Raw genomic sequence first — 25,694 nt, forward strand, 5'->3', positions numbered from 1 at the left:
GATGAACCCTAAACTATTATTAGATCAGGCACAGATTGACCGAGCGCGCGAAGCAGCAAGTCAGATTGCTCACGGGGTAGATAGCTACATCAAAAATCGATCTACGATAGCGGTGGAAAGAACGGTGTTACGTTTATTGGGGATAGATGGCGTAGATGCAGAATATGTACCGCTACCCAATGTTGTCGTAGAGCATTTACTTGAACAAAATGTGCTCGATATTGGCGTAACGAAATGGATGATCAATGCGGTTGTGCAACTGAAGCTTACACCACAAGAAGTAGCTGAACGTGTGGCTAACGGATCATTCCGCTTGACCGATCTACCGTGGATTGATGAAAACCAATTAATCGCGGAAGGAGAAAAATGGGCCAGAACGAGCTTAGATCATATTCAAAACGTACGGCAAAAGCGGACAGCGTTGATCAGGCGATTGGGAGAGGGGAAAGCACCTCAATTGTATGTCATTGTTGCAACTGGAGATATTTATGAAGATGCCATTCAGGGAAAATCGGCAGCACGTCAGGGTGCTGATATCGTGGCGGTCATACGAAGTACAGGACAGAGCTTAATTGATTATGTTCCCTATGGGGCAACACGTGAAGGGTTTGGGGGAACGTATGCCACACAAGAAAATTTTCGCATTATGCGACAAGCATTGGATGAAGTAGGCGAAGAAGTGGGACGTTATATCCACTTGTGCAACTACTGCTCTGGATTATGTATGCCAGAAATTGCGGCAATGGGTGCACTAGAGCGATTAGATATGATGTTAAATGACGCTTTATATGGCATCTTATTTCGCGATATTAATATGCAGAGAACATTGATCGATCAATCCTTTTCCCGAATGATTAATAGTTACGCTGGTATCGTAATAAACACAGGGGAAGATAATTATTTAACGACAGCAGATGCAGTAGAAGCAGCACATACCGTACTCGCCTCTCAATTTATTAATGAGCAACTGGCACTACTTTCAGGGCTCCCTCCTCGCCAGATGGGACTTGGGCATGCCTTTGAGATCAATCCGAATTTAGAGAATGGGTTTTTAATGGAGTTAGCGCAAGCACAAATGTCCAGACAAATATTTCCAGAAGCGCCACTAAAATATATGCCTCCTACAAAACATATGACAGGCAATATCTTCAAAGGACATATCCAAGATGCACTGTTTAATATGGTAAGTATCATAACGGGGCAAGGGATTCAGCTATTAGGTATGATGACAGAAGCGATGCATACGCCACACATCCAAGATCGGCAATTAGCCGTCGAGAATGCAAAGTACATCTTTAATAATGTACGTAATTTAAGCGATGAGATCACCTTTAAGCAAGATGGACTTATTGAAAAACGTGCGCAAGATGTATTAGCTAAAGCTGTAGAGATGCTAGAAGAAGTAAAAGAAATTGGTCTCTTTCAAACATTAGAACGCGGGATGCTGGCGGATGTGAAACGCGCTCTAACGGGTGGTAAAGGGCTACATGGCGTATTTGTAAAAAATGCCTATTATTTTAATCCGTTAGAAGATGCTTTAAGAGAGCGTCTCGGATTAAAAAGAAGGGGGGATTCGTCATGAGTATTGATTTGAGTCGAGTAAAGCCATATGGAGATACGCTTAATGATGGAGCGATACAGTTTAGTTTCTCACTTCCTGTGCCCAGTGGTGATGAAGCAAAAGAAGCGGCTAAACAATTGACGGCGCAAATGGGAATTGTGGAACCGCAAGTGTATCACATGAAAGATTTAGGTGAGGGTTATACTTTTTTTATCGTATATGGGAAGTGTGAGCATACAGTTGATTTCTCCAATATTCGCGTTCCTAAAGTAGAGAGTAGTGTGATGAATTTCTATGAAATTAATGCATTTATTCGAGAAAAAATTGGGCGTAAACTCGTTGTTCTCGGTGCTTGTACGGGTACAGATGCACATACAGTTGGCATTGATGCGATTATGAATATGAAGGGGTACAATTTTGAATACGGCTTAGAGCGCTATCCTGAGATCGATGCGTATAACTTAGGCTCTCAAGTGGAAAATGAAACGATGGTAGCTAAAGCGATCGAAATGGATGCAGATGTTTTGTTAGTCTCACAAGTGGTCACACAAAAAGGGGTTCATATTACGAATTTAACCGAGCTAGTAGAGATCGTGGAAGCAGAGGGGATACGTGAACGACTCATCCTAATATGTGGTGGCCCGCGTATTAATCACGAGTTAGCACTGGAATTAGGTTATGATGCCGGTTTTGGACCCGGCACACTTGCACCGGGTGTCGCCTCCTATTTCGTAGAAGAGATTTATAAGCGGATACAACAACAAAAATGAGACAGCCTTCATTATTGAGAAGGCTGTCTCATTTTTAGCTATGGGTATATTTTGCTTCAATTTGTTCAGGTAGCTCATAATTCGTAAATACTTCTTTCACGCGCACCATATAGAAAGAGGGAAATTCGCGTTCATTAATATATGAAATATCAATTAATCCTTTGTCCATCAGCGCTTCCATAGAGCGCTCTACGAGAGAGTAGGCATAATCCAGAATCTTAGATAAACGATAATTAGAAGTAATGAGGACGCCTTTTGTTAAGTGAATATCAAACTGATCGTCAACTGTCGCATGATCAGTTGCCAATCGACATAACTCATAGTAGAGAAAACGTTCTGCTGGTGGTAAATTCTCTACTACTGAATAGGGAACTTGTATATTGTGCGGACGTTGCATGTCGTTCATTCACCTCCCTCACATCTAGTTAATCGACTATTTCTATTATCAATGATATGGATGTAGAAAACCATCTTTTTATTCAGGCAATCCTTGGTTAATCCATTTTTAAAAGAGCAGGGGCCTTTGGTAAGGATCGATAGCTCACATATCTCTAATTGTAATCTATATATAATAACATTATGATGGAGTATGTGGGGAAGAGGCGAAAAGTGGTAAAAACAGCCTGTCACAAACATGCAAAAAATGAATGAATGGCCACTCAGTTTATGTTACAATAAATTGCAATGAATATCGAACACCACTTGGGTCATTTTGAAATATAGGAAAGGGGAGAGAAAAATGTCAGTTTTAGAAATCATTAACCTACTATTATTTCTAGGAATTGCTGCATATGCGTTATATCTCTTTGGTAATGTCATTTATAAGCGTTATATGTATGTAAGACTAGGGAAGCCATATGACTTTAATATGGACTTAAAGAAAGCGATATCAGAAGTACTCGTTAACGTATTTGGGCAGAAGAAACTCTTAAAAGATAAAAAAAGCGGGATCATGCATTTTATCATGTTCTACGGTTTTATCATCATTCAATTTGGTGCGATTGATCTATTTATTAAAGGGCTATCGCCTGGCAATCACTTGCCTGTCCCTGCTTATCCATTTTTCTTATTTATGCAAGAGATTGTGACGACACTTGTATTACTTGCTACTTTGTATGCGTTTTACCGTCGTTATGTGGAGAAGTTAGCACGATTAAAAAGAGGGTTTAAATCCGGACTTGTCATTATTTTCCTATCTGTGCTAATGACTTCTATTCTATTTTCTGCGGTGTTTGAGAAGATTATGTATGATGAGCCACTTACTTGGTACACCCCTGTGTCCTCTTTACTGGCGATGCCATTTATGGGATGGATGAGTGTTGGAGCAGCGACAGTCCTCTTTTATATTTTTTGGTGGATCCATGCTATCGACTTGTTTACGTTTATGGTATATGTACCACAATCAAAACACTTCCATTTATTGGTGGCTCCGCTTAACGTTTTTGTGAAGCGTCAACAACCACCAGCTAAATTGTCAGCGATTGACTTTGAGGATGAATCCCTTGAAGAGTACGGTGTGGGTAAGATTGAAGATTTTAACCAAAAGCAGTTGATCGACCTTTACGCTTGTGTGGAATGTGGTCGTTGTACGAATGTGTGTCCAGCGGCTGGTACAGGTAAGCTGTTATCACCGATGGACTTAATTGTAAAAATGCGAGATCACTTAACGGCAAAGGGTGCAGCCATCACATCTAAATCACCTTGGGTGCCTAACTTTGCATTTGCTGGTGCCAATGAAGCATCTGTGAGTGCACAGATTACCAAGGAAGAGGATGGTACTGTAAACTATCCGATTCAATTGATTGGTGAAGTCATTACAGAACAAGAATTATGGGCTTGTACGACTTGTCGTAACTGTGAAGATCAGTGTCCAGTAATGAACGAACACGTAGACAAAATTATTGATATGCGTCGTTATTTGGTGATGACAGAAGGTAAAATGAATGGTGAGGCTTCTCGTACCTTCTCCAACATCGAACGCCAAGGGAATCCTTGGGGAATTAGTCGAAAAGATCGTGACAAATGGAAAGATGGTTTCGATGGTCATGCTCCGACTGTAAAAGAAGAGAAAGAGTTTGAGTACTTATTCTTCGTGGGATCGATGGGTTCTTATGATAATCGAAGTCAAAAGATTACTCGTACACTTGTAAACTTGTTGAACCATGCAGGTGTGAAATTTGCGATCCTAGGAAATAAAGAGAAAAACTCTGGCGATACACCGCGTCGGATGGGGAATGAATTCTTATTCCAACAATTGGCGATGGATAATATTTCGCTATTTGAAAAGCATGATGTGAAGAAAATTATTACCATCGATCCACATGCTTATAATGTCTTGAAAAATGAGTATCCTGAACTTGGTTTAGATAAAGATGTGGAAGTATATCATCATACACAAGTGTTGGCTGAGCTTGTCCGTGAAGGCCGCTTGAAACCAACAAAAGAGGTAAAAGAGCGAATTACGTACCATGATTCGTGCTACCTAGGTCGATATAATGGTGAGTATGATTCACCTCGTTATATCTTGCAACAAATTCCTGGTGTGGAAGTAGTCGAGATGGAACGAAATCGTGAAAATGGCATGTGTTGTGGTGCCGGTGGCGGTATGATGTGGATGGAAGAAACAGAAGGTGTACGTGTAAACGTAACGCGTACAGAGCAAGCGCTTGAAGTAAACCCAACGATGATTGGTAGCGGTTGTCCATACTGCTTAACGATGTTATCAGATGGTACGAAAGCGAAAGAAGTAGAAGATCGTGTGCAAACACTTGATGTTGTTGAGATTCTCGCACTTTCAATTGATTTGGAAGAAAAAATTGAAGTGGCTGACGGTGTACATTAATCGGTAATGAAAAACCTGCTATTGTTTAAATAATAGCAGGTTTTTTTATAAACAAAAAAGCGGGCATAAAACCATGATTTCGACATATAGATAGGATGTATAGTGAAAGAGGCAGTTCCCCTTAGCTTGGTGAACCCCCTTTATCAATTCCAGATTTCTCTTCTGATTGACTTGCTTTTCCATTTCTCGCGCGCTTGATCCCTTTTTAATGATTGCGGATGTTGTTTTGGGTTAGTCTATGTATAGGTATGATGGTTTGATTAAAATGATAAATAAAGTATGGTTCGGGGGGAACCTGTATGACCAAAAAATCTTTATTGGGGTGTATGGTCTCAGTAATGGTCCTTTCTTATAGCGCGATGGCACATGCTGATAATGCAAATGTTTTGAAGCTCGAAGTAGGTCAATACTACGATCAAAGTAAGCCATTTCAAGCCGATAAAGGAACATTAGAAATTACGATTGAGAATGAAGGGCCAGATGTGGCTTATTACTATGTGTTTGAGTACTGTGACTACTTGGAGTGTCCAGTGGTTACATGGGGCGATGTGGAGCAAGGAGAAAAGAAGTTAGACTCGTTTCAGGTCTTATCTGGAAAGTATATTTTTAAAATTGAGTCTCCAGAGGGAAATACAAATGCACGTGCATTTGTACGTCAACAATAGAAGGTCACATGGAAAGCCTCTACGATGCCGTAGAGGCTTTCCATGTGGAATCATTCCTTTCACTATTGTCTAAATTGTTGCATTCAGTTACTCTTAAATATGAAGGCGTTTACATGTTGGAGAATCTCGAACGAACGCTCGATAGAGCGAGAATAGGCGGAGGTGCTACAGATGACTAAAACGGTGATATTAGGTGGAGCACGTACACCAGTGGGGAAACTGGGGGGTGCGCTAAAAGATGTATCGGCAGTGAAATTAGGAGGGACTGCGATTCGAGCAGCACTCAATCGTGTGGGTATTGAAGATGATCAAGTAGACGAAGTGATTATGGGCATGGTACTGAGTGGTGGGGCAGGTCAAATTCCATCGCGTCAAGCTGCACGTCATGCTGGTCTGCCTTGGGAAGTACAGACTGAAACGATCAACAAAGTATGTGCTTCTGGAATGCGTAGTATTACCTTGGGAGATCAAATCATCCGTGCTGGCGATTCTGATGTAATTGTAGCAGGTGGGATGGAAAGTATGAGTCAAGCACCCTATGTGTTGCCGTCCGCTCGTTTTGGTCAACGGATGGGTGATGGTAAAATGGTTGACTTAATGATTCATGATGGTTTGTGGTGTGCTTTTCAAGATGTACACATGATCGTACATGGCAGTAACAGTGCCGCACAACAAGAGATCACACGCGAGCAACAAGACGAGTGGGCATATCGTAGTCACCAGCGTGGTGTGGAAGCAAGTGAAGCAGGAAAGTTTGATGATGAAATTACACCTGTAACCATTCAGACACGTAAAGGTGAAGTGGTTGTAAGTAAAGATGAATCGGTAAGACCCGAAACAACGGTTGAAAAATTATCTACCTTAAAGCCTGCTTTTGTTAAAGAGGGTTCGATCACAGCCGGAAATGCACCAGGTGTAAATGATGGTGCAGCAGCGATGGTGATTGCTTCAGCCACTAAAGCAGAGGAACTAGGGATACAACCACTCGCTCATATACTAGGGCATGCGGCTGTCGGAATGGAAGCGAAAGATTTTCCGATTACACCAGCATATGCCATTCAGAAGCTACTAAAAAAGCAAAACTTAACCGTTGATGATATTGATTTGTTTGAAATTAATGAAGCATTTGCAGCTGTATCACTTGCCAGTGCTAAGATTGTGGGCATTGACCTAGATAAAGTAAATGTAAATGGTGGTGCCGTAGCCTTTGGACATCCGATTGGTGCAAGTGGCACACGGATTGTACTTACACTGGTACAAGAACTAAAACGTCGTGGCGGTGGATTAGGTATCGCAGCAATTTGTAGTGGAGCAGGTCAAGGCGATGCGATTCTCGTTCGCGTTGATTCATGATCGGAGGAAAGAAAATGAGTATACAAAATGTGAGTGTAATTGGTGCAGGTCAAATGGGGAGTGGCATCGCACAAGTTTGTGCGCAGGCGGGCTTTCAGGTTGTGCTACATGATATAGAAGAGCCCTATGTACAAAAAGGATTACAAGCGATTACACGTAACCTAGCCCGAAATGTAGAAAAGGGAAGACTGACAGAAGAAGATAAAACCGATATCCTGTCACGAATCACGACTACCACCCAACTGGAAACAGCAGGTCAACAAGCAGATATTGTAATTGAAGCGATCCTCGAAAAGATGGAAGCGAAAGAATCCGTATTTAGCCAATTGGATCAGATCTGCCCAGCGCATACGATTTTAGCTAGTAACACTTCATCGCTTCCGATTACAGAGATTGCTGCCGTGACCAATCGAGCGGAACAAGTAATTGGCATGCATTTTATGAATCCGGTGCCTGTCATGAAGTTGGTAGAAATCATTCGTGGTTTAGCTACCTCGGATGAAGTGTTTGCCCAAGTGAAAGATATGGCTGAGCAACTACAAAAAACAGCAGTAGAAGTAAACGATTTCCCAGGATTTGTTTCCAACCGAATATTAATGCCAATGATTAATGAAGCGATTTATACGGTATATGAAGGAGTAGCAACTCCTGCAGCGATTGATGATGTGATGAAGTTAGGCATGAATCACCCAATGGGCCCGCTAACCCTTGCTGACTTCATTGGATTAGATACCTGTCTCTCCATTATGGAAACTTTATATGAAGGATTTGGTGATTCCAAATATCGTCCATGCCCACTACTACGCAAATATGTGAAGGCTGGATGGCTTGGCAAAAAAAGCGGACGTGGCTTTTATCAGTATACGTAAAGGTGTGGAGAAGGCATGAAGTTTATATTTACTGAAGAACAAGAAATGATGCGGCGGATGGTTCGCGAGTTTGCACAAGCGGAAATTACACCACTTATTAAAAGCATGGAAGAAGAAGATCGCTTTCCGCTAGAAATAATAAGCAAAATGGGAAAATTAGGTCTTATGGGGATTCCCATTCCTGAACAATGGGGTGGATCAGGTGCAGACTTTACATCCTATATTATCGCGTTGGAGGAGATTGCTAAAGTAAGCGCGACGGTATGTGTGATTCTGTCTGTACATACCTCAGTCGGAACCATGCCTATTTTAAAATATGGCACAGAAGAGCAAAAGAAAAAATACATTCCGAAGCTTGCACAAGGGGAATATCTCGGTGCATTTGCCTTAACAGAGCCACGTGCAGGGTCAGATGCTTCTACCATACGCACACGTGCAAAGCGTGTAGGGGATAAGTATATCTTAAACGGTAGTAAAATCTTTATTACCAATGCGGGTGTGGCAGATACGTATATCGTCTTTACTGTGACTGATCCAGATAAAGGTCCCAAAGGGATGACCGCATTCATCGTCGATAAAGATACGCCTGGCTTTCATGTGGGTAAAAAAGAGCAGAAGATGGGATTACATGGCTCCAACACTTGTGAATTAATCTTTGAAGCGGCGGAAGTTCCGACTGCGAATCGTCTAGGCGAAGAAGGACAAGGCTATGAGATTGCGCTATCTAATCTGGCTGGTGGACGTATTGGCATTGCTGCCCAAGGGTTAGGCATTGCGGAAGCCGCCTTAGCACATTCCGTTCAATATGCAAAAGAGCGGATCCAATTTGGGAAGCCCATTAGCAAGCAACAAGGGATTGCCTTTAAATTGGCTGATATGGCGACCGAGATAGAGGCTGCTAAGCTTCTTATATATCGCGCTACCACGCTGCGAGATCAGGGCTCAGATTGTAAGATGGAATCTTCTATGGCTAAAATGTTTGCCACAGATTTGGCTATGAAAGCGACTACTGAAGCGATTCAAGTATTTGGTGGCTATGGCTATACCAAAGAATATCCGGTTGAGCGCTTGTTCCGCGATGCTAAAGTGACGCAAATCTACGAAGGTACAAATGAAATTCAGCGTATTGTCATAGGGAATGCACTATTGAAAATGGGATAAGGAGAGGCAAACAATGCAATTTAAACTGAGCGAAGAACATGAAATGATGCGTAAAATGGTACGTGAATTTGCACTTAAAGAGGTAGAACCTACCGCTGCCGAACGTGATGAGGAAGAAAGATTTGATCGTTCTATCTTTGATAAGCTAGGTGAGCTGGGTATAGCAGGTATTCCATGGGAAGAAGAAGTTGGCGGGGTAGGCTCTGACTTTCTCAGTTATGTCATCGCAGTCGAGGAGCTATCACGTGTATGTGGGTCTACTGGTGTTACTTTATCTGCACATCTATCACTCGCCAGTTGGCCCATTTGGAAATTTGGTAACAAAGAGCAGAAAGAAAAGTTTTTACGTCCACTGGCCGAGGGAAAAAAACTAGGGGCTTATGGACTAACCGAATCTGGCTCTGGTTCTGATGCGGCCGGAATGAAGACGACGGCTGTCCGTGATGGAGATGATTACATCTTAAATGGAAGCAAGATCTTCATTACCAATGCGGGTGATGCTGAAATTTATGTCGTATTTGCGGTAACTGATCCAGCCTTAAAACATAAAGGTGTTACTGCGTTTATCGTGGAAAAAGGAACACCTGGTTTTTCGTTCGGTAAGAAAGAAAAGAAATTAGGAATCCGTTCTTCTCCAACTTTAGAAATCTTATTCGATCAATGCCGAATTCCTGCTAGTCAGCGTTTAGGGGAAGAGGGACAAGGATTTAAAATCGCGATGATGACATTAGATGGCGGGCGCAATGGAATCGCTGCACAAGCAGTAGGAATTGCACAAGGTGCTCTAGATGCTGCGCTTGCGTATGCAAAAGAACGGAATCAATTTGGTAAGTCAATTGCTAAACAACAAGCCATTCAATTTAAACTGGCAGATATGGCAACACAAATTGAAGCAGCTCGCCTGCTCACTTACCAAGCAGCTTGGCTAGAAAGTGAACAGCTTCCCTATGCCAAAGCATCTGCTATGGCAAAACTATATGCCGGTGATATTGCCATGCAAGTGACGACTGAAGCCGTACAGATCTTTGGTGGTTATGGATATACGCGTGAATATCCAGTTGAACGCATGATGCGAGACGCAAAAATTACACAAATTTATGAAGGAACTAATGAAATTCAACGTGTAGTCATTGCCAATTACTTGGTAAAAGAATAGATGGGGTTGTGCTGGGTCAATGACCCAGCATGTTACTTCAATGAAGGAATGAATTGGAGGAATTTACGTTATGGATGAATGGCTTCAATCGGTCCGGCATAAACACAAGCGTACGATTGCACGCTTTATTACCCAAGTTGAAAATGGAGAAACGGAACGAATGGAGCGTCTTAAGCAATTATACCCGTACTTGGGTCATGCGCATTTGATCGGCTTTACAGGTCCACCGGGTTCAGGAAAAAGCACACTGGTTGATAGCTTCATTCAACACCTGCGGCAACAAAACTACACAGTAGCTGTGATTGCAGTTGATCCAACGAGTCCCTTTACAGGGGGAGCGATACTAGGTGACCGTGTGCGGATGACAAGGCATGCTTTAGACGAAGGTGTGTTTATCAGAAGCATGGGAAGCCGTGGCAGTCTAGGTGGCTTATCGCGTGCTACAAAAGAAGCGGTACACATACTCGATGCAGCCGGTTTTGATGTCGTACTTATTGAAACAGTGGGGGTAGGTCAGGCTGAACTTGATATTATGCATATCGCCGATACCGTCGCTCTCGTACTAAATCCTGGTGATGGTGATGCTGTACAAGTATTTAAAGCTGGAATTATGGAAATTGCTGATTTATTCATTGTAAATAAAGCAGATCTCCCTGGAACGAAACGGCTCGTTTCAGATATAGAGGAACTACTCCACTTAATTGAAAAAGCGGGAGAATGGCTGCCACCTATTGTAGAGACTGTCGGAAATCGTGAAAACGGCATTCCAGTATTATGGGACAAAGTGCAAGCACATAAACGTTTTCTAAGGCAGAGAGGCAGTTGGGAAAAAAAACGATCAGCACGTAGAGGGCTTGAAGTGAAAGAAATCATGGAAGAACACATTCAAACCTTATTACAAGAGATTTGTGAAACACCAGCGTATCAGGCAGAATTACAACATATGCTCTCCAATCAACAAGATCCACATCAATTTGCCCAAAAATGGTTTAAAACATTGCTGAAAAAGGCTTATGAGAGTGGGAGGTGATGGAGATTGATACAAGATCCGGAAATGGTACCTTCTATGATAAAAGATCAAAAACTGGTTCAACAACGTAGAAAACAAATTATTGATGGAGCGGTGCGGTTATTTGTAAAAAAGGGCTTTCATAAGACAACCACACGTGAAATCGCGAGTGAAAGTGGTTTGTCGATCGGTACCATGTATGAGTATATTCAAAGTAAGGAAGATGTGCTTTACCTTGTATGTAAGGATATTCATCACGTTTTAGAAAAAAAAATTCGTCAATCATGGTCGAATGAAAAAAATGGGATTGAAGCATTGCGTAAAAGTATCATGCAACTTTTTTTACTTGTCGATGAAATGCGTGCTCCCATTCTATTCATTTATCAAGAGACAAAATCTTTACCCCCTGCTTATAAGAAACTGGTGTTACAAAAAGAGGCAGAGATAACAGAGATTTTTGCCCAGATTTTACAGAGTGGTGTGAAAGATGGGACAATTGAGATGGATCCCCAATATATCAAACTGATGGCGCATCAGATCATGGTGGTAGGTCAGATGTGGACATTTCGTTCATGGGCGATAGGTGGGGATTACACCATTCAAGAGTTTGCCCGATGGCAAAGCGATCAGATCATTCATCAACTACGTAAAAGGAGAGACTAATATGCCGAAACATGCTATTCGCTTTGTGACAGCAGCAAGTCTTTTTGATGGACATGATGCATCCATTAACTTATTTAGAAGATTATTGCAAGCCAGTGGTGTTGAAGTGATTCATTTGGGCCATAATCGCTCTGTCGACGAAATTGTGGAAGCCGCAATTCAAGAAGATGTACAAGGAATTGCAATTTCTTCCTATCAAGGTGGACATGTAGAATATTTCAAATATATGATCGATTTACTGCGAGAAAAAGACGCTTCCCATATTCAGGTATTTGGTGGGGGTGGAGGCGTTATTATTCCGCGTGAAATAAAAGAACTAGAAGATTATGGTGTAAATAAGGTCTTTTCTCCGCAAGATGGTCGCAACTTCGGGTTAGAGGGCATTATTGCTTACATGGTTGAGCAGACCGATTTTAAACTTGAACTTGATCCCACGTCATTGATAACCCGTGTTGAAGCAGGAGATATACAAGCGATTGGTCAAATGCTTACTTATGTCGAAGAGCATTATGAGGAGGATATGCTTTCCTTAATTGAAACGACTACAGATAAAAAAATTCCTGTGATTGGGATAACGGGTACAGGAGGATCGGGAAAAAGCTCCCTTACAGATGAACTGATTCGACGTTTTTTGTATCAATTTCCAGATAAGAAGTTAGCGATCTTATCCATTGATCCTTCTAAGCAAAAAACAGGAGGCGCCTTACTCGGTGATCGCATTCGGATGAATGCTGTACATCATCCCCATGTTTTTCTTAGAAGTTTAGCTACGCGTCGTACACGCACAGAGTTAAGTGCTGCCATTCGTGAATCGATTGCAATTATGAAAAAAGCAAATTTTGATGTCATATTCGTGGAAACAAGTGGGATTGGACAAGGTAATGCAGATGTGGTAGAAATAAGCGATTTATCCATCTATGTCATGACCGCTGAATTTGGTGCTCCGTCACAATTGGAGAAAATCGAAATGCTTGATTATGCAGACTTAATTGCGATTAATAAATTTGATCGCAGAGGTTCTGAAGATGCGCTACGTGATGTAAAAAAGCAATATCGTCGCAATCATAATCGGTTTGAAGATCCAGATGATCAGATACCTGTTTATGGTACGATGGCTAGTCGTTTTAACGATAGTGGGATGAACCAATTTTTTCATGCATTGCTGGATAGAATCAGCAGAAGTGGTGGAGAGGGATGGCGTACAGAACAAAGCATAATAGATAGTAATGCGCATTCTGAGCCGATTATTCCACCGGATCGGACCCATTACCTCAGGGATATTTCCGGTGTTGTGCGACGTTATCACCACGAAGTAGAGCAACAAGCGCAAGTTGCTACCAACCTCTATCAAGTAAAAGGTACGATTGCTTTACTTGATCAAAATAAAGACGGAGGTAGCGCGAAAAAGGAGCTTGCTCAACTCCAAGAAAAACTAGAAACAAAATTATTACCGACATACAAACAAATGATTGATAATTGGAAAAAGACAAAAGAGTTGTATCAAAAAGAGACATATGTCGTACGCATCCGAGATCGAGAAATAAAGACACCGCTTTTCACCGAAACCTTATCCGGAACGCGTATTCCCAAAGTAGCATTGCCTAAGGTGCAAGATTGGGGAGAGCTACTCGTCTGGATGTGTAAAGAAAATTTACCGGGGCATTTTCCCTATACTGCAGGTGTATTTCCGTTCAAGCGAGCCGATGAAGATCCTAAACGGCAATTTGCTGGTGAGGGTACCCCGGATCGAACCAATAAACGCTTCCATTATCTGTCCAAAAACGATACCGCTAAGCGGTTATCGACGGCATTTGATAGTGTGACATTATATGGCGAAGATCCGCATGAACGACCTGATATATATGGTAAAGTTGGGGAATCAGGTGTTAACATTTGTACGATTGAAGATATGAAGAAATTATTTGCAGGATTTGACTTGTGTGCGCCGAATACAAGTGTGTCGATGACGATTAATGGACCAGCGCCTATAATATTGGCCATGTATTTTAATGCTGCGATCGATCAGCAAATGGATCATTTTATTGAAGAACAAAAGCGGAAACCGAGTGAGGAGGAAGCGCTATCTATCCGTGAGCGGACCTTACAAACTGTGCGTGGTACCGTACAAGCAGATATTTTAAAGGAAGATCAAGGACAAAACACATGTATCTTTTCAACTGAGTTTGCGCTAAAAATGATGGGAGATATGCAACAATATTTTATTGACCATCGTATTCGCAATTATTACTCTGTTAGTATTAGTGGTTACCATATCGCAGAAGCGGGTGCGAATCCCATATCACAATTAGCGTTTACCATGGCTAATGCGTTTACTTACGTGGAGTATTATATGAGTCGTGGGATGGACATTGACAAATTTGCTCCTAACCTTTCATTCTTTTTTAGCAATGGTTTGGATAGTGAATATACCGTCATCGGAAGAGTAGCTCGCCGTATCTGGGCGATTGTGATGCGCCACCTATATCATGCCAATGAACGGAGTCAAAAATTAAAGTATCATATTCAAACATCGGGACGCTCGCTTCATGCACAGGAGATTGATTTTAACGATATCCGAACGACATTACAGGCCTTAATGGCGATTTATGACCAATGTAATTCCTTGCATACCAATGCATATGACGAGGCGATTACGACGCCGACTGAGGAATCGGTCAGGCGAGCCATGGCGATTCAATTGATCATTACAAAAGAGCTAGGATTAGCAAAAAATGAGAATCCGCTTCAAGGTGCTTTTATAATTGAAGAATTAACCGATTTGGTAGAGGAAGCGGTATTACGTGAATTTGAGCGAATCAGTGATCGCGGCGGTGTACTGGGTGCGATGGAGACGCAGTATCAACGTGGTAAAATCCAAGAGGAATCCTTGCTCTACGAGATGAAAAAGCATTCAGGTGAACTACCGATTATCGGGGTGAACACCTTTGAAAATCCGAATCCACCAGCAGAGACAGAAATCATGATTACACGGGCAACCTCAGCAGAAAAAGAGGGTCAAATCGCAGCTTTGCGTCAATCTCAAACCGAAAACCGACAACAAGCCATAAAATCACTGCATCAATTACAGGAAGTAGCCCAAGCGAACGGAAATATTTTTGCAGCTTTAATGGAAACAGTACGTTATGCAAGCCTGGGTCAAATTACACATGCCTTGTACGAAGTTGGTGGACAATATCGCAGAAATATGTAGATCACAGAAATATAGTTGCTTCTAGGCATATGATTCAGTTATAGTGAATGAAGCTAAAAAATATGTAAGTTTTCCTGTTTATCGGTTGATTCACCTTATTTTTGGGATAAAATAGGTGAAGATGATGCGAGAAACCAAGGAATTGAATGCGGAAAGGTGTGTCTGATTTGAGCGATAAGTTAGCGACCGAAAGAACGGTAGAAACAGCTATGGTGGACTTAACTTATGATTTACTAAAGAATAAAAAAGAACCATTAGATTTCCATGATATTATGACGCAAGTATCCAAAATGAAACAATTTACTAAGCAGGATGTGGAAAATTATATCTCACAACTGTATACAGAAATGAACATTGATGGACGCTTCGTAGCTGTTAGTCGTACTTTATGGGGGCTAAAAGAGTGGTATGCACTCGATCAAACCACAGACTCTGCTGTGGCTGCCAATGTAAAAGATGATTACGAAGAAGAAGAGTTCGAAGAAGAAGAGTTCGAAGAGGATCTCGATCAAAAATCAGATGATCTAGATGATGATGCTGATTTTGAAGACGATAGTGATGACCTCGAAGACGATTTTGACAGTGAACTTGAAGAAGAAGATGAGGACGAAGATCAATTGTAAATATGACTTAAAAAGCAGGCTTTCAGATCAGTGAAAGCCTGCTTTTATGCTTCCGGACGAATCATGTTATTCTGAAATCAAGCTTCTATTCTGTAATAGGATGCACGCTGTTTACAGGAGAATTGAGATATATGAATGATTCATTTGTATGTTTTTTACAAAATTCAAACATCAGTTATTGACTTAATCATTTGAATTTTTTATAATTAGACTGTACGGTACTGTTTTATAGGAGGAAAAGGGGATGGCGATAGATTATAGTAGACGTGAACAAGCGAAACGACAGCAGATTCGTGAAGGTGCTAAGCAAATGTTTTTTGAAAAAGGTTTTTCTAGGGCAACAACCGATGCGATTGCAGCAAAAGCTGGTGTTTCAAAGCAAACGCTATATGCCTACTACCCAACGAAAGAAGATTTAATGGTTGATCTATTGCGACATCTGATGTCTGACATTCTTCATCAGTGGCCACTTGACGAAAAAGAACAAGCGATCATAAGCAAAGATCAGTTACGAAAAGAGCTAACTGAACAAGCGCAGAGCATGATTACTGATATTATGCAACCAGAATATTTGTCATTGGTGAGAGTGATTGTGGCAGAGTCGCCTAGACTGCCCCAGCTCGGAGATCTATTTCGCGAAACGATATGTGAACGCGCACTTGATCACAATCGGTTGATACTAGAGCGAGCTCGTGGAGAGGTTGTAAGTTACGATCTAGATGTAGAGGCTGCTTCGCATATGTTTGTGGGATTTTTGCTTATGCATGCGATTCATGGAGGTCTACTCGCTTCGGAAGGAAAAATAGCCATACCAGCACCAACCATAATCGATACAATGATTGACCTTTACTTGAAAGCCATAACTTAAACAGAGACACCGAGCTACGCTTAGCAGATTCACGAGATGAATGATGTCTAGACCGGTTTTATGCGTATTATGATGGATATAGGTTGGATAAATAGGTAGATTGAGGTGAGGGATATGAGGAAGCTAAGAAAGTTAACGGTTACTTTTCTCATGCTTGTGAGTATGTTAACGGGGTGTATTTCCGGGGCTGTTTTATACCACAAAGGAGAGGAATTGCTCTATTTGATTCATGGTGTAGACCAATATAGTACAAATCTTAGTGATGGTGATCATGACAAAAGTAGCGATGATGGAGGCGGTTAGTCTTTTATTCTATGGCTTATTAAAACAGTCAAACAACAGGATTGGTATTGGCAAGAGAAGCTTTCTCTTCTAAATGATTGACTATGTCCGTCCTTATTTATTCCTTGCAAATGATTGATATCATCATATATGACAAAAAGCTGCCTCATTCAGGGCAGCTTTTTGTCATATCAAGGCGGGTTCGCTTTTTACGATATCGTCAATCTGTCGTGCGTATTGGTTAATGTTTACTTCTGAATTAGCTAAGAGATGACTTTGTATACGTGATGTTGCATAAACGGATGAACTGAGGCGTACACCGGGATCATAACCAAAAATAAAGTACTTAAAAACCTGATCATTATGGAAAGCGATCCATAAACCATATCCGTAGTATAAGTGTGTATCTACCTGGATGTGTGGCGTTAATAGCTTCTCGGTGAACTGCTTACCTAATAACTGATATGAAAATAAGTGGTTCCAAAATTTTTCTAAGTCATATACAGTCGTATAAGCACCTCCATCTGAACCTCCTTGAATGGGGAGGGAATAAGCATTGGTACGCCAACTTGCAGTTTTGGGATCCTCTATATAACCCAATGCGGTTTTGGGAAGTAAATGATCCATCCGATCATAACCCGTTTGGGTCATACCACTTGGATTAAAAATATGCTTTTTAATATACTGTCTAAAATCTAGTCCTGAAGTCGCTTCAATGATCATACCTAACAAAATATAGCCCGCGTTATTATAGTGAAACTGCTTCCCGGCATCAAACATCATCGGCTTCTCTTGGAATAAGGATAAGAAATCGAGTGGTCTGTTCATCCTATACATGGGTCTCTTTTTCCACAGTTCTTCAAAATCGTCCATCTCGTCTTCGTCGAAATAATCGGGAATTCCAGAAGAATGCGTTAACAAATGGTGGACGGTAACCTGTGGTGATAAGAATGGCAAAGAGAGATGAATGATATCTTGAACCGGTGTATCATACTTAAATAACCCTTGTTCAATGAGTTGGCAAATGGCCACAGCGGTAAATAACTTACATCCTGAAGCCATCCCAAAGCGTGTATCTGTTTGATTGCAAATTTTTTCACTTCGATTTGCATACCCAAAACATGTTGCTACAAGTGTTTCTTTCCCCTTTACATAAGCAGAACCGGAAAAGGGAACGGAGGCTTGATTTTCTTTAAACAATTGAATGATTCTGTTGGAAGTATGCATAAATGATCCTCTCTGCTAAATGTAAGATGCGCTCATATTCATTCTAAAGGAACAATGAATCATGTCAAGAGAGGGAGTACAGTCGTTGTTGTCTTTCGAAAAGCAAATCCACTTATGAAGAGTGCGTGTAAATTGAGAGGGCTGACAAATTCGTCAAACGTTTTAACATAACTTAATATAAGCCACAGCTTAAAAATGAATTGGTGAAAAGAATCAACGATATATGTGATGATTAAAATAACGAATCAAGATCCATATTGATATCCATTGTAAGCCGATTCCGATGATGATGAGCGTCCACCATTGTGATTCACCAGCTAATAGCATCCAATAAGCTTTGCTTATCCAAAAAGGCGGAAAAGCTCCTACAATCCACTGCCAAGGTTCTGAAATAAACCATGCTCCAACAATAATCCAACCCGCTATTCCAATAAACTTAGATAATGCAAAACCTTGTACTTTATTTTCAGCAAATGTAGCAAAAAACATGGAGATTAGTGGTGCGGTGAATGCGGCACCTAGTGCCAGAAGTACCATCTGTCCAAAAGATCCTAGTGCTTGGTCGATGAGCAGAAGCAATGATATGCTAATGATAAAGGCAAACAGCACGGGCATTCCGACGCGATATCCAATATAGTGCTGAAGGGGTACAGGGGTGACCAGCATGGCGCGTAGGGTATAGTCTTCTTTTTCCTCTAAGAGTACAAAACCAAATATAGCTCCTACAATGAGCGGTCCTTGATAAAATCCAATGAAAGCCACGATTAAGGGATAGTAGATATTAAAACCAGATAAAATCCCATTTGTATCTAAATAGGTGTTCAACGATGGGAGAGCAAAGCGTAGCACGATACCAATGAGTAAAGCAAAGCTGAGCATCATGAGCAAAAAATGATCGCGTCCAATCAAGCGGATATCATTATGAACAAACTTAGGGATCCGTTGCATTGATTTCATATGATCACCTCACTTTTTGGATAACATGCTTATGAAAAGCAGACTTTGCCCAAATAAATAAACCAACGAAGCAGAGAACGGTGTATCCCAATGCATAGCACCATTCGCCTACGCTTAATGGAACAAAAGCACCTTGCATCCATAAGGTTTGAGCACTGGTTGGGATGAAGAGAAAGAGAGGGTGTTGGACAATATTAAGGAAATGTAGAAAGGGAAGCTGTAATAGAATGGCCACTCCGGACATGGGTACAAGAAAATCGGTGATTTTGTTAAATCGGACCACTAATATAATACCGATCAAGATGTATATGATCGCGATGGCAAGTATTCCACCCACTAAAATGAAGCCATTAGGCCAGAGAATGGGACCCGATAGTCTCATGATAGCCATCAATCCTACTATCATAAAGAGGGATTCTAAGGTAGCAAGTAATGTTAAGCTTCCAATCTTTGCGCCTAAATACTGTGAAGTTTGAAGCGGTGTTACAACTACTGCGTGGAGTGTACGCTCCCCTTTTTCTAACAGGATCATAGCTGCTACATAAAGTAGTGTAGAACCACCGATGACCAGTAAGGTCATGACTGGAATGACGGTATAGAGTTGTGAAGGGGAGGTTAACTGTGAAAGTAGAATAGCCAAAAAAACAGCAAATCCGATTCCAATCACATATAAGTGATTTCGTATTTGAACCTTGATATCGAGCTTCATAGCAGAAATTAAGCGACTCATACAACCAGCTCCTGACCCGTTACTTGAATAAAAATGTGTTCAAGCGTAGTTTCCTGCGTATGGATGGTGTCAATCATAGAATCGGCTTGGAGTATGTTTAAAAAATCTCTGTTCTGTCCTAAATGAGCGAGTGGAAATTCTCGTTCAATGTGTTTTCCTTGTTCATTGGTATATCCGATGCGAACAGATCGTTTACCAAATTTTCTTTTTAGTGCAGCCGGCGAATCGATCATCCGAATCTTTCCTGCTGTGATAAAAGCAACACGGTCGCATAGCTCATCTGCAACGCTCATATTGTGTGTGGAAATCAATATGGTTGTTCCCTGTTTTCTTAACTTTAATATCAAATCTTTCATTCGGCGTGCATTAACAGGATCAAGCCCACTCGTCGGTTCGTCTAAAAATAACACTTGTGGTTGGTGAAGAAGACTCCGTGCTACATTCAGACGAATCTTCATTCCTTTACTAAAATCTGAAACTTTTTTATGTGCGTCATCAGCTAAGCCTACCCAATCTAATACCATCATTGGATCAAGTATGTGATCGTGGTATAAACTTCCGAAATGTTTTAAATTTTCAACTGCTGTTAGTTTTAAATAATGATTAGGTAGTTCAAACGATACGCCAATGTGTTCATAGTAATCTTGTCCCCACTCCTTTACCTCGCATTGTTTTACCTTTACATGACCATCATAAGATTTGAGTAAACCGATTAGGATGTTTTGCGTCGTAGATTTTCCAGCGCCGGAAGGCCCTAAAAGCCCAAAAATCTCTCCAGGTTCAATAGTGAAGTTTAATCCTTGTAAAGTAGGCTCAGTTTCACTTGGATAGCAATATGATAAATTACTAACCTGAATCATCATCGCTCACCTCTCTATATCTTTTTTGGATTGATCGATCAGTTGACGTAAAATCTCTTTACCCGCAAGCCTATTCCCTCCATCTGCTGGGGTAATGGCTCTATCCATGAAATCGGCAATTCCCTCAATCAGATCTGCTGTCTCGGGTATGCAGTCAGGATCTACAACGCCCTGCATACTCACTAATCCATAAGCTAGTATATTCATAATATGTGCGATCACTTTTGCATCTAGATCGGATCTTATGGCACCAGCTGATTGCATCATCTGTACGAACTCCATGCGTGTACCTTGAACCTGTTCGCTTTTAAAAAGCCCTCCCATTCTATGCAAATAGCTTCCCAATACTTTGCTATCCTTACGGAACATCGCAGCCATAAATGGATTTTCATTCAACGCATATAAACTATTTCTATACATACTTGAGATCGTGCCACCATTAGCATCTGATTCAATTCGTTTCATCCAAGCTTCTACATAGGCATTCGTTTCATGACGTATCAAGGCTTCAAATAAATCGTCTTTACTATCAAAGTGCAAATAAATGACACCCTTACTAACTCCAGCCGCATGTGCAATCTCATTCACTGTTGTCTTGTCGTATCCATAGTGTACAAATAATTGAGTAGCAGCTTCCAAAATGCGCGCTTCACGTTCTGGATTGATGGCTTTTGTCATTTTATCCTCCTTATATTATAACAATTTGACCGATATTATTCAATTGGTCAAATTGTATAAAAATTTACTTTTTAAGTCAAGTGCAATGTCTTTTTCGTTTAAAAAGCATTTACATCGGACTCATGATGAAGATATGTAATGATTGGATTGAGTGAAATACCTACTCACTGTTTTGTTTAAGTGTACGTGGTGTGTCGTTCATTGTACCAAACATTAATTGACTACCTATCTTTCATTTGATACACTGAACCAGAAAATAAATATCATAGTTGCTAAACAAACACTAGGGGTGCTTTTGATAAAAGCTGAGAGGACGATTTTCCAACCCTTTGAACCTGATCTGGTTGATGCCAGCGTAGGGAAGTGGTTTCTGTTCATGATACGTAGCGGATAAAAGCCACTCCAGACTGGGGTGGCTTTTTATGTTTTCTCTTCTATAGCTGGTTCTCATTCAGAAAGGGGAACTTTGATGAAGAAGATTCCACAATTACATGCCATAACTACTGGTGAACAAGACATAATCGATTTAATAGCGATTATCGAGGTGATTCATCCATATGTGGATGCCATTCATTTAAGAGAAAAAGAGAGAAATGCATCAGATCTTCAAGAGATACTGCTTACACTTCGTCAAAAGGGTGTACCACTTCAAAAGATGATCGTAAACGATCGGGCAGATGTGGCATCAGCTTTTCAGGTGAGAGGTGTGCAAATGGCTTACCATAGTTTAGATGTATGTTATGTAAAACCATGCTTTCCAAACTTACTGATCGGAAAGTCTGTTCACTCTGTAGCAGAAGGGAAGCAGGCCGAAGGAGATGGAGCTGATTATGTGTTATTTGGACATATCTTTTCCTCTTCATCAAAGCCGGGAAAAAAAGCACAGGGTCTTTGCCAATTAGAACGATTGGTTGCAGAAGTTCGTGTGCCAGTCATTGCTATCGGAGGGATATCACCGAAACGTGCATGTGAAGTGATGCGAATTGGAAGTGCTGGTATCGCCGTAATGTCTGGTATTTTTAAACATCCATATCCACAGCAGGCTGCACAAATGTATAAAAAAATTTTAGTTAATGGGGATGAGAATGGTGCAAGAAAGTTATGACGTAGCAATCGTTGGTGGTGGCGTCATGGGATGTGCAATTGCTTATCAGCTTACCAAAGCAGGAAAAAAAGTGGTCGTAGTGGAACGAAATACGATGGGATCAGAGGCATCGCGTGCAGCAGCGGGTATTTTAGGTGCGCAAGCCGAGATTGATGAAGAAGGGCCGCTACGAGCTTTTGCACTAGAGAGTAGGGCCTTATTCCCAGCGTTTGTAGAGGAGTTAAAAACATATACCGGTATTGATGTGCAACTGAATCAAAAGGGAGTCATTAAACCAGCGCGCTCACAGGAAGAGGCAGTAAAGCTAAAACATAAAGTTATGGAATATCGGGATTGGGATGCGGAAGTGAGGTGGCTAGATCGCGATCAGTTGCATGATTTGGAACCACTAGCTTCGGAAAACTTAGTCGGTGGGATGTATCTTCCAAATGATGGTCAGCTTCATGCTGCTTATTTTGCAGAAGCGCTCGCAGTGGCATGTCGTAATGTAGGTGTTCATATGAAATCTTACTGCCAGGTGTACCGCTTTTTGCTGGATCGAAATGCCGTTAAAGGGGTTATCACTTCAGCAGGGACGATTTTAGCAGAGCAAGTGATTGTTACGAGTGGCGCCTTCACCAAACATTTGCTTCCTGATGTGCAGGTATACCCGGTAAAAGGAGAATGTATTTCTGTATGTGCAGATCGTCCACTTCTTACACATACGCTTTTTGTAGATGAGGGTTGTTATTTGGTTCCTAAAGCGGGAAATCGAATTGTGATTGGTGCAACCAAAGTAGCACATGATTTCTCTAAGCAGGTGACAGCCGGTGGGATTCTATTTTTGCTTGAAAAAGCCAAATCGCTACTCCCTACTATCGAGCAAACTACATTTGAGGATAGTTGGTCCGGATTGCGACCACAGTCTGGTGATGGCCTACCTTATATGGGGGAGCACCCTGATTATCGAGGAATATACGTTGCCTCGGGACATTACCGAAATGGAATTCTACTTAGTCCGGCCACCGGGAAATATATGGCAGATCTAGTTTTGGGAAAGAAAGTCCCTGCTTATATACACGATTCTTTTCGACTAGATCGCAAATCGGTAGACATGGAGGGGATCAAATGACCTTAACCATTAATGGCGTTGAAAAGGAAATAGCGGATACCATTCTTACGGTCGAGGATTTAATTCATTTTTTTGATTGGGGACATCGCGTGGTTATCGTAGAAGTGAATCAAACGATTTTGACCAAAGATCAGCATGGAAGTACAACGCTTCGAAATGGTGATCAAGTTGAAATCGTTTCATTTGTTGGAGGAGGATAAATATGTTAAAGATAGGGAAATATCAGCTTGAATCACGTTTGTTACTAGGCACAGGTAAATTTCAAGATTTCACGACACAAAAAAAAGCAGTGGAAGCCTCGGGGACTGAAATTCTTACTTTTGCTGTGAGAAGGATGAATATCTTTGAACAAAACCAACCCGATTTACTCGCAGAATTAGATGTACATCAATACAAATTACTACCGAATACAGCGGGGGCATCAACAGCTGAGGAAGCAGTACGAATTGCAAAATTAGCGAAAGCATCTGGCTTGTGTGACATGGTAAAAGTCGAGGTGATCGGCTGTCCGAAGACCTTACTTCCTGATCCGGTTGAAACACTTAAAGCGAGTGAAGCATTATTGGCCGAAGGGTTTATTGTTTTACCTTATACCTCAGATGATGTTGTGCTGGCACGCCGGCTAGAAGAACTAGGTGTGCACGCTATTATGCCAGCTGCTTCTCCAATCGGCTCCGGTCAAGGTATTATTAACCCCTTAAATTTAAGTTTAATTATTGAACAAGCTAGTATTCCCGTTATTGTAGATGCTGGGATCGGTACGGCATCTGATGCTACACGCGCAATGGAGCTAGGGGCTGACGGTGTGTTGCTAAATTCAGCGGTCTCAGGAGCAAATGATCCCATCAAAATGGCCAAAGCGATGCGCTTAGCGATAGAAAGTGGTCGATACTCTTATGAAGCGGGTCGGATCGCTAAGAAAAGATATGCTTCTGCAAGTAGTCCCATCGAAGGGATGAGTACTGTGTGAGTGACCGATATTCAAGGCAAGAGCGCTTTATACCTATTGGGAAAAAGGGACAGGCCCAATTAGCCGCGAAGCGTGTACTGATCATTGGTGCGGGCGCACTGGGTGCCAGTAGCGCTGAAGCGATGGTACGGGCTGGGATTGGGCATATTATTTTAGTGGATCGAGACTACGTGGAGTGGAGTAATCTACAACGCCAGCAACTATATACAGAAACAGATGCTCAAGCGCGAATTCCCAAAGCGATTGCAGCACAGACCAGACTTCAATCCATTAATTCAGAAGTTATAGTAGAGGCCCATGTGGTCGATTTAGATGTTTCCTTACTAGAAGATATAGGTAAAGAGGTTGATGTGATTGTAGATGCAACCGATAACTTTGATACACGATTGAAGATCAACGACTTTGCCCAAAAATATCAAATCCCGTGGATATATGGTGCGTGTGTAGGCAGTTATGGGATTAGTTATACCATACTTCCGGGCCTATCTCCCTGTTTAAACTGCATCTTAGAGACCGTGCCAATCGGGGGGGCTACTTGTGATACCGCAGGGATTATTAGTCCTGCTGTACAAATGGTGACAGCTCATCAAGTAACGGAAGTATTGAAGTTGCTAGTAGGGGATACGAAATCCCTGCGACGTAAGCTAGTTTCTTTTGATTTATGGGAGAACCAACATGCCCAGTTAGATGTAAGTAAACTTAAAAAACTAGATTGTCCTTCATGTGGGACAAATGCGACTTATCCGCATCTGTCCTATGAAAATCAGTTGAAAACAGCCATTTTATGTGGTCGGGATACCGTTCAAATTCGACCGGGTGGACGTTCTACTTTTGATATCGATCAACTAAAGACTTATTTCACAGCACAGCATATTCCATTTGAAGAAAATCCCTATTTACTGATGGTATGGGTAGACGACCATCGCATGGTCATTTTTAGAGATGGACGTGCTCTCGTACATGGTACACAAGATATTGGACTGGCGAAGAAGTTATATCATCACTATATCGGATAGGAAGTGA

The 25,694-nt window shown here is 41.4% G+C and carries 25 protein-coding genes and 1 riboswitch; of the genes, 19 read left to right on the forward strand and 6 right to left on the reverse strand.

Translation table 11 applies throughout. From position 1 onward, the window contains the following. Position 1 precedes the first annotated feature (1 nt). Both kamD and kamE read left to right on the forward strand, forming a co-directional pair. Complete coding sequence (kamD, locus tag IC619_RS08680) at positions 2-1,582, forward strand: lysine 5,6-aminomutase subunit alpha (protein ID WP_191139486.1); 1,581 nt, start codon at positions 2-4, stop codon at positions 1,580-1,582. Then, on the forward strand, positions 1,579-2,331 hold the full coding sequence (kamE, locus tag IC619_RS08685) for a lysine 5,6-aminomutase subunit beta (RefSeq protein WP_191139487.1): 753 nt from the start codon (positions 1,579-1,581) through the stop codon (positions 2,329-2,331). The genes kamD and kamE overlap by 4 nt, the downstream gene beginning before the upstream one ends. Before the next feature lie 34 nt (positions 2,332-2,365). Here kamE and IC619_RS08690 read toward each other — a convergent pair whose 3' ends face one another. Beyond that, positions 2,366-2,737, reverse strand: a complete 372-nt coding sequence (locus tag IC619_RS08690) for a hypothetical protein (protein WP_191139488.1) — start codon at positions 2,735-2,737, stop codon at positions 2,366-2,368. Between the two features lie 333 nt (positions 2,738-3,070). Here IC619_RS08690 and IC619_RS08695 point away from each other — a divergent pair, with 333 nt between their 5' ends. The 12 genes from IC619_RS08695 to IC619_RS08750 all read left to right on the forward strand — a co-directional run bounded on the left by IC619_RS08695 (position 3,071) and on the right by IC619_RS08750 (position 17,054). Further along, the gene (locus tag IC619_RS08695) at positions 3,071-5,173 is read left to right on the forward strand and encodes a (Fe-S)-binding protein (RefSeq protein WP_191139489.1); all 2,103 of its coding nucleotides are present in this window, start codon (positions 3,071-3,073) and stop codon (positions 5,171-5,173) included. A 299-nt stretch (positions 5,174-5,472) separates the two neighbouring features. Then, positions 5,473-5,838 (forward strand): hypothetical protein, encoded by a 366-nt coding sequence (locus IC619_RS08700; RefSeq protein ID WP_191139490.1) that lies wholly within the window; start codon positions 5,473-5,475, stop codon positions 5,836-5,838. Positions 5,839-6,009: 171 nt separating this feature from the next. Next, positions 6,010-7,191: an acetyl-CoA C-acetyltransferase gene (locus IC619_RS08705; RefSeq protein WP_191139491.1), complete on the forward strand. Its 1,182-nt coding sequence runs from the start codon at positions 6,010-6,012 to the stop codon at positions 7,189-7,191. 14 nt (positions 7,192-7,205) lie between these two features. Then, a complete protein-coding gene (locus IC619_RS08710) occupies positions 7,206-8,060 on the forward strand; it encodes a 3-hydroxybutyryl-CoA dehydrogenase (protein WP_191139492.1) in 855 nt (284 codons plus the stop codon). A 15-nt stretch (positions 8,061-8,075) separates the two neighbouring features. Further along, positions 8,076-9,221 (forward strand): acyl-CoA dehydrogenase, encoded by a 1,146-nt coding sequence (locus IC619_RS08715; RefSeq protein ID WP_191139493.1) that lies wholly within the window; start codon positions 8,076-8,078, stop codon positions 9,219-9,221. 13 nt (positions 9,222-9,234) lie between these two features. Further along, positions 9,235-10,377 carry an acyl-CoA dehydrogenase gene (locus tag IC619_RS08720; protein ID WP_191139494.1) on the forward strand — a complete coding sequence of 381 codons (1,143 nt, stop codon included), beginning with the start codon at positions 9,235-9,237 and terminating at the stop codon, positions 10,375-10,377. 70 nt (positions 10,378-10,447) lie between these two features. Then, positions 10,448-11,407 (forward strand): methylmalonyl Co-A mutase-associated GTPase MeaB, encoded by a 960-nt coding sequence (gene meaB, locus IC619_RS08725; protein WP_191139495.1) that lies wholly within the window; start codon positions 10,448-10,450, stop codon positions 11,405-11,407. A 6-nt stretch (positions 11,408-11,413) separates the two neighbouring features. Further along, positions 11,414-12,049, forward strand: coding sequence for a TetR/AcrR family transcriptional regulator (locus IC619_RS08730; RefSeq protein WP_224749609.1), 636 nt, complete (start codon positions 11,414-11,416; stop codon positions 12,047-12,049). Position 12,050: 1 nt separating this feature from the next. Beyond that, positions 12,051-15,260 (forward strand): fused isobutyryl-CoA mutase/GTPase IcmF, encoded by a 3,210-nt coding sequence (gene icmF / locus IC619_RS08735; RefSeq protein WP_191139496.1) that lies wholly within the window; start codon positions 12,051-12,053, stop codon positions 15,258-15,260. Between the two features lie 167 nt (positions 15,261-15,427). Continuing rightward, the gene (gene rpoE / locus IC619_RS08740; RefSeq protein ID WP_191139497.1) at positions 15,428-15,883 is read left to right on the forward strand and encodes a DNA-directed RNA polymerase subunit delta; all 456 of its coding nucleotides are present in this window, start codon (positions 15,428-15,430) and stop codon (positions 15,881-15,883) included. A gap of 244 nt (positions 15,884-16,127) precedes the next feature. Next, a complete protein-coding gene (locus tag IC619_RS08745; protein ID WP_191139498.1) occupies positions 16,128-16,751 on the forward strand; it encodes a TetR/AcrR family transcriptional regulator in 624 nt (207 codons plus the stop codon). A 114-nt stretch (positions 16,752-16,865) separates the two neighbouring features. Then, complete coding sequence (locus IC619_RS08750) at positions 16,866-17,054, forward strand: hypothetical protein (protein ID WP_191139499.1); 189 nt, start codon at positions 16,866-16,868, stop codon at positions 17,052-17,054. 165 nt (positions 17,055-17,219) lie between these two features. Here the strand turns inward: IC619_RS08750 and IC619_RS08755 are convergent, their stop codons facing one another. The 5 genes from IC619_RS08755 to IC619_RS08775 all read right to left on the reverse strand — a co-directional run bounded on the left by IC619_RS08755 (position 17,220) and on the right by IC619_RS08775 (position 21,485). Next, positions 17,220-18,260: a serine hydrolase domain-containing protein gene (locus tag IC619_RS08755; RefSeq protein WP_191139500.1), complete on the reverse strand. Its 1,041-nt coding sequence runs from the start codon at positions 18,258-18,260 to the stop codon at positions 17,220-17,222. A gap of 213 nt (positions 18,261-18,473) precedes the next feature. Next, the gene (locus IC619_RS08760) at positions 18,474-19,217 is read right to left on the reverse strand and encodes a hypothetical protein (RefSeq protein ID WP_191139501.1); all 744 of its coding nucleotides are present in this window, start codon (positions 19,215-19,217) and stop codon (positions 18,474-18,476) included. Between the two features lie 4 nt (positions 19,218-19,221). Next, complete coding sequence (locus IC619_RS08765; RefSeq protein ID WP_191139502.1) at positions 19,222-19,947, reverse strand: fluoroquinolone export ABC transporter permease subunit; 726 nt, start codon at positions 19,945-19,947, stop codon at positions 19,222-19,224. Further along, positions 19,944-20,807 carry an ABC transporter ATP-binding protein gene (locus IC619_RS08770; RefSeq protein WP_191139503.1) on the reverse strand — a complete coding sequence of 288 codons (864 nt, stop codon included), beginning with the start codon at positions 20,805-20,807 and terminating at the stop codon, positions 19,944-19,946. Before IC619_RS08770 ends, IC619_RS08765 begins: the two co-directional genes overlap by 4 nt. A gap of 6 nt (positions 20,808-20,813) precedes the next feature. Then, complete coding sequence (locus IC619_RS08775; protein WP_191139504.1) at positions 20,814-21,485, reverse strand: TetR/AcrR family transcriptional regulator; 672 nt, start codon at positions 21,483-21,485, stop codon at positions 20,814-20,816. A 275-nt stretch (positions 21,486-21,760) separates the two neighbouring features. Beyond that, positions 21,761-21,864, forward strand: a riboswitch (TPP riboswitch). Between the two features lie 90 nt (positions 21,865-21,954). Here IC619_RS08775 and IC619_RS08780 point away from each other — a divergent pair. Genes IC619_RS08780 through IC619_RS08800 form a run of 5 tightly spaced genes read left to right on the forward strand, consistent with a single transcriptional unit; the run spans position 21,955 to position 25,687 of the window. Continuing rightward, positions 21,955-22,590: a thiamine phosphate synthase gene (locus tag IC619_RS08780; protein WP_191139505.1), complete on the forward strand. Its 636-nt coding sequence runs from the start codon at positions 21,955-21,957 to the stop codon at positions 22,588-22,590. Beyond that, positions 22,571-23,701, forward strand: coding sequence for a glycine oxidase ThiO (thiO, locus tag IC619_RS08785; RefSeq protein ID WP_249669794.1), 1,131 nt, complete (start codon positions 22,571-22,573; stop codon positions 23,699-23,701). Before IC619_RS08780 ends, thiO begins: the two co-directional genes overlap by 20 nt. Continuing rightward, positions 23,698-23,901, forward strand: coding sequence for a sulfur carrier protein ThiS (gene thiS / locus IC619_RS08790; RefSeq protein WP_191139506.1), 204 nt, complete (start codon positions 23,698-23,700; stop codon positions 23,899-23,901). Before thiO ends, thiS begins: the two co-directional genes overlap by 4 nt. Before the next feature lie 2 nt (positions 23,902-23,903). Then, entirely contained in the window at positions 23,904-24,671 is a 768-nt protein-coding gene (locus tag IC619_RS08795) for a thiazole synthase (RefSeq protein WP_191139507.1), read from the forward strand. After that, complete coding sequence (locus IC619_RS08800) at positions 24,668-25,687, forward strand: MoeB/ThiF family adenylyltransferase (RefSeq protein ID WP_191139508.1); 1,020 nt, start codon at positions 24,668-24,670, stop codon at positions 25,685-25,687. The genes IC619_RS08795 and IC619_RS08800 overlap by 4 nt, the downstream gene beginning before the upstream one ends. Positions 25,688-25,694: the final 7 nt, after the last annotated feature.

The organism is Polycladospora coralii (assembly GCF_014773435.2).
GTDB classification, from domain to species: Bacteria; Bacillota; Bacilli; order Thermoactinomycetales; family Thermoactinomycetaceae; genus Polycladospora; species Polycladospora coralii.

Bases quoted from the DNA above. Each gene is read 5' to 3' on its own strand.
- IC619_RS08755 (WP_191139500.1), bottom strand. From the start codon at position 18,260: ATGCATACTTCCAACAGAATCATTCAATTGTTTAAAGAAAATCAAGCC.
- IC619_RS08715 (WP_191139493.1), top strand. From the start codon at position 8,076: ATGAAGTTTATATTTACTGAAGAACAAGAAATGATGCGGCGGATGGTT.
- kamD (WP_191139486.1), top strand. From the start codon at position 2: ATGAACCCTAAACTATTATTAGATCAGGCACAGATTGACCGAGCGCGC.
- IC619_RS08780 (WP_191139505.1), top strand. From the start codon at position 21,955: ATGAAGAAGATTCCACAATTACATGCCATAACTACTGGTGAACAAGAC.
- IC619_RS08695 (WP_191139489.1), top strand. From the start codon at position 3,071: ATGTCAGTTTTAGAAATCATTAACCTACTATTATTTCTAGGAATTGCT.
- IC619_RS08705 (WP_191139491.1), top strand. From the start codon at position 6,010: ATGACTAAAACGGTGATATTAGGTGGAGCACGTACACCAGTGGGGAAA.
- IC619_RS08720 (WP_191139494.1), top strand. From the start codon at position 9,235: ATGCAATTTAAACTGAGCGAAGAACATGAAATGATGCGTAAAATGGTA.
- thiO (WP_249669794.1), top strand. From the start codon at position 22,571: ATGGTGCAAGAAAGTTATGACGTAGCAATCGTTGGTGGTGGCGTCATG.
- thiS (WP_191139506.1), top strand. From the start codon at position 23,698: ATGACCTTAACCATTAATGGCGTTGAAAAGGAAATAGCGGATACCATT.
- IC619_RS08710 (WP_191139492.1), top strand. From the start codon at position 7,206: ATGAGTATACAAAATGTGAGTGTAATTGGTGCAGGTCAAATGGGGAGT.
- IC619_RS08750 (WP_191139499.1), top strand. From the start codon at position 16,866: ATGAGGAAGCTAAGAAAGTTAACGGTTACTTTTCTCATGCTTGTGAGT.
- IC619_RS08760 (WP_191139501.1), bottom strand. From the start codon at position 19,217: ATGAAATCAATGCAACGGATCCCTAAGTTTGTTCATAATGATATCCGC.
- kamE (WP_191139487.1), top strand. From the start codon at position 1,579: ATGAGTATTGATTTGAGTCGAGTAAAGCCATATGGAGATACGCTTAAT.
- IC619_RS08690 (WP_191139488.1), bottom strand. From the start codon at position 2,737: ATGAACGACATGCAACGTCCGCACAATATACAAGTTCCCTATTCAGTA.
- IC619_RS08795 (WP_191139507.1), top strand. From the start codon at position 23,904: ATGTTAAAGATAGGGAAATATCAGCTTGAATCACGTTTGTTACTAGGC.
- icmF (WP_191139496.1), top strand. From the start codon at position 12,051: ATGCCGAAACATGCTATTCGCTTTGTGACAGCAGCAAGTCTTTTTGAT.
- IC619_RS08775 (WP_191139504.1), bottom strand. From the start codon at position 21,485: ATGACAAAAGCCATCAATCCAGAACGTGAAGCGCGCATTTTGGAAGCT.
- IC619_RS08745 (WP_191139498.1), top strand. From the start codon at position 16,128: ATGGCGATAGATTATAGTAGACGTGAACAAGCGAAACGACAGCAGATT.
- IC619_RS08765 (WP_191139502.1), bottom strand. From the start codon at position 19,947: ATGAGTCGCTTAATTTCTGCTATGAAGCTCGATATCAAGGTTCAAATA.
- meaB (WP_191139495.1), top strand. From the start codon at position 10,448: ATGGATGAATGGCTTCAATCGGTCCGGCATAAACACAAGCGTACGATT.
- IC619_RS08770 (WP_191139503.1), bottom strand. From the start codon at position 20,807: ATGATTCAGGTTAGTAATTTATCATATTGCTATCCAAGTGAAACTGAG.
- IC619_RS08700 (WP_191139490.1), top strand. From the start codon at position 5,473: ATGACCAAAAAATCTTTATTGGGGTGTATGGTCTCAGTAATGGTCCTT.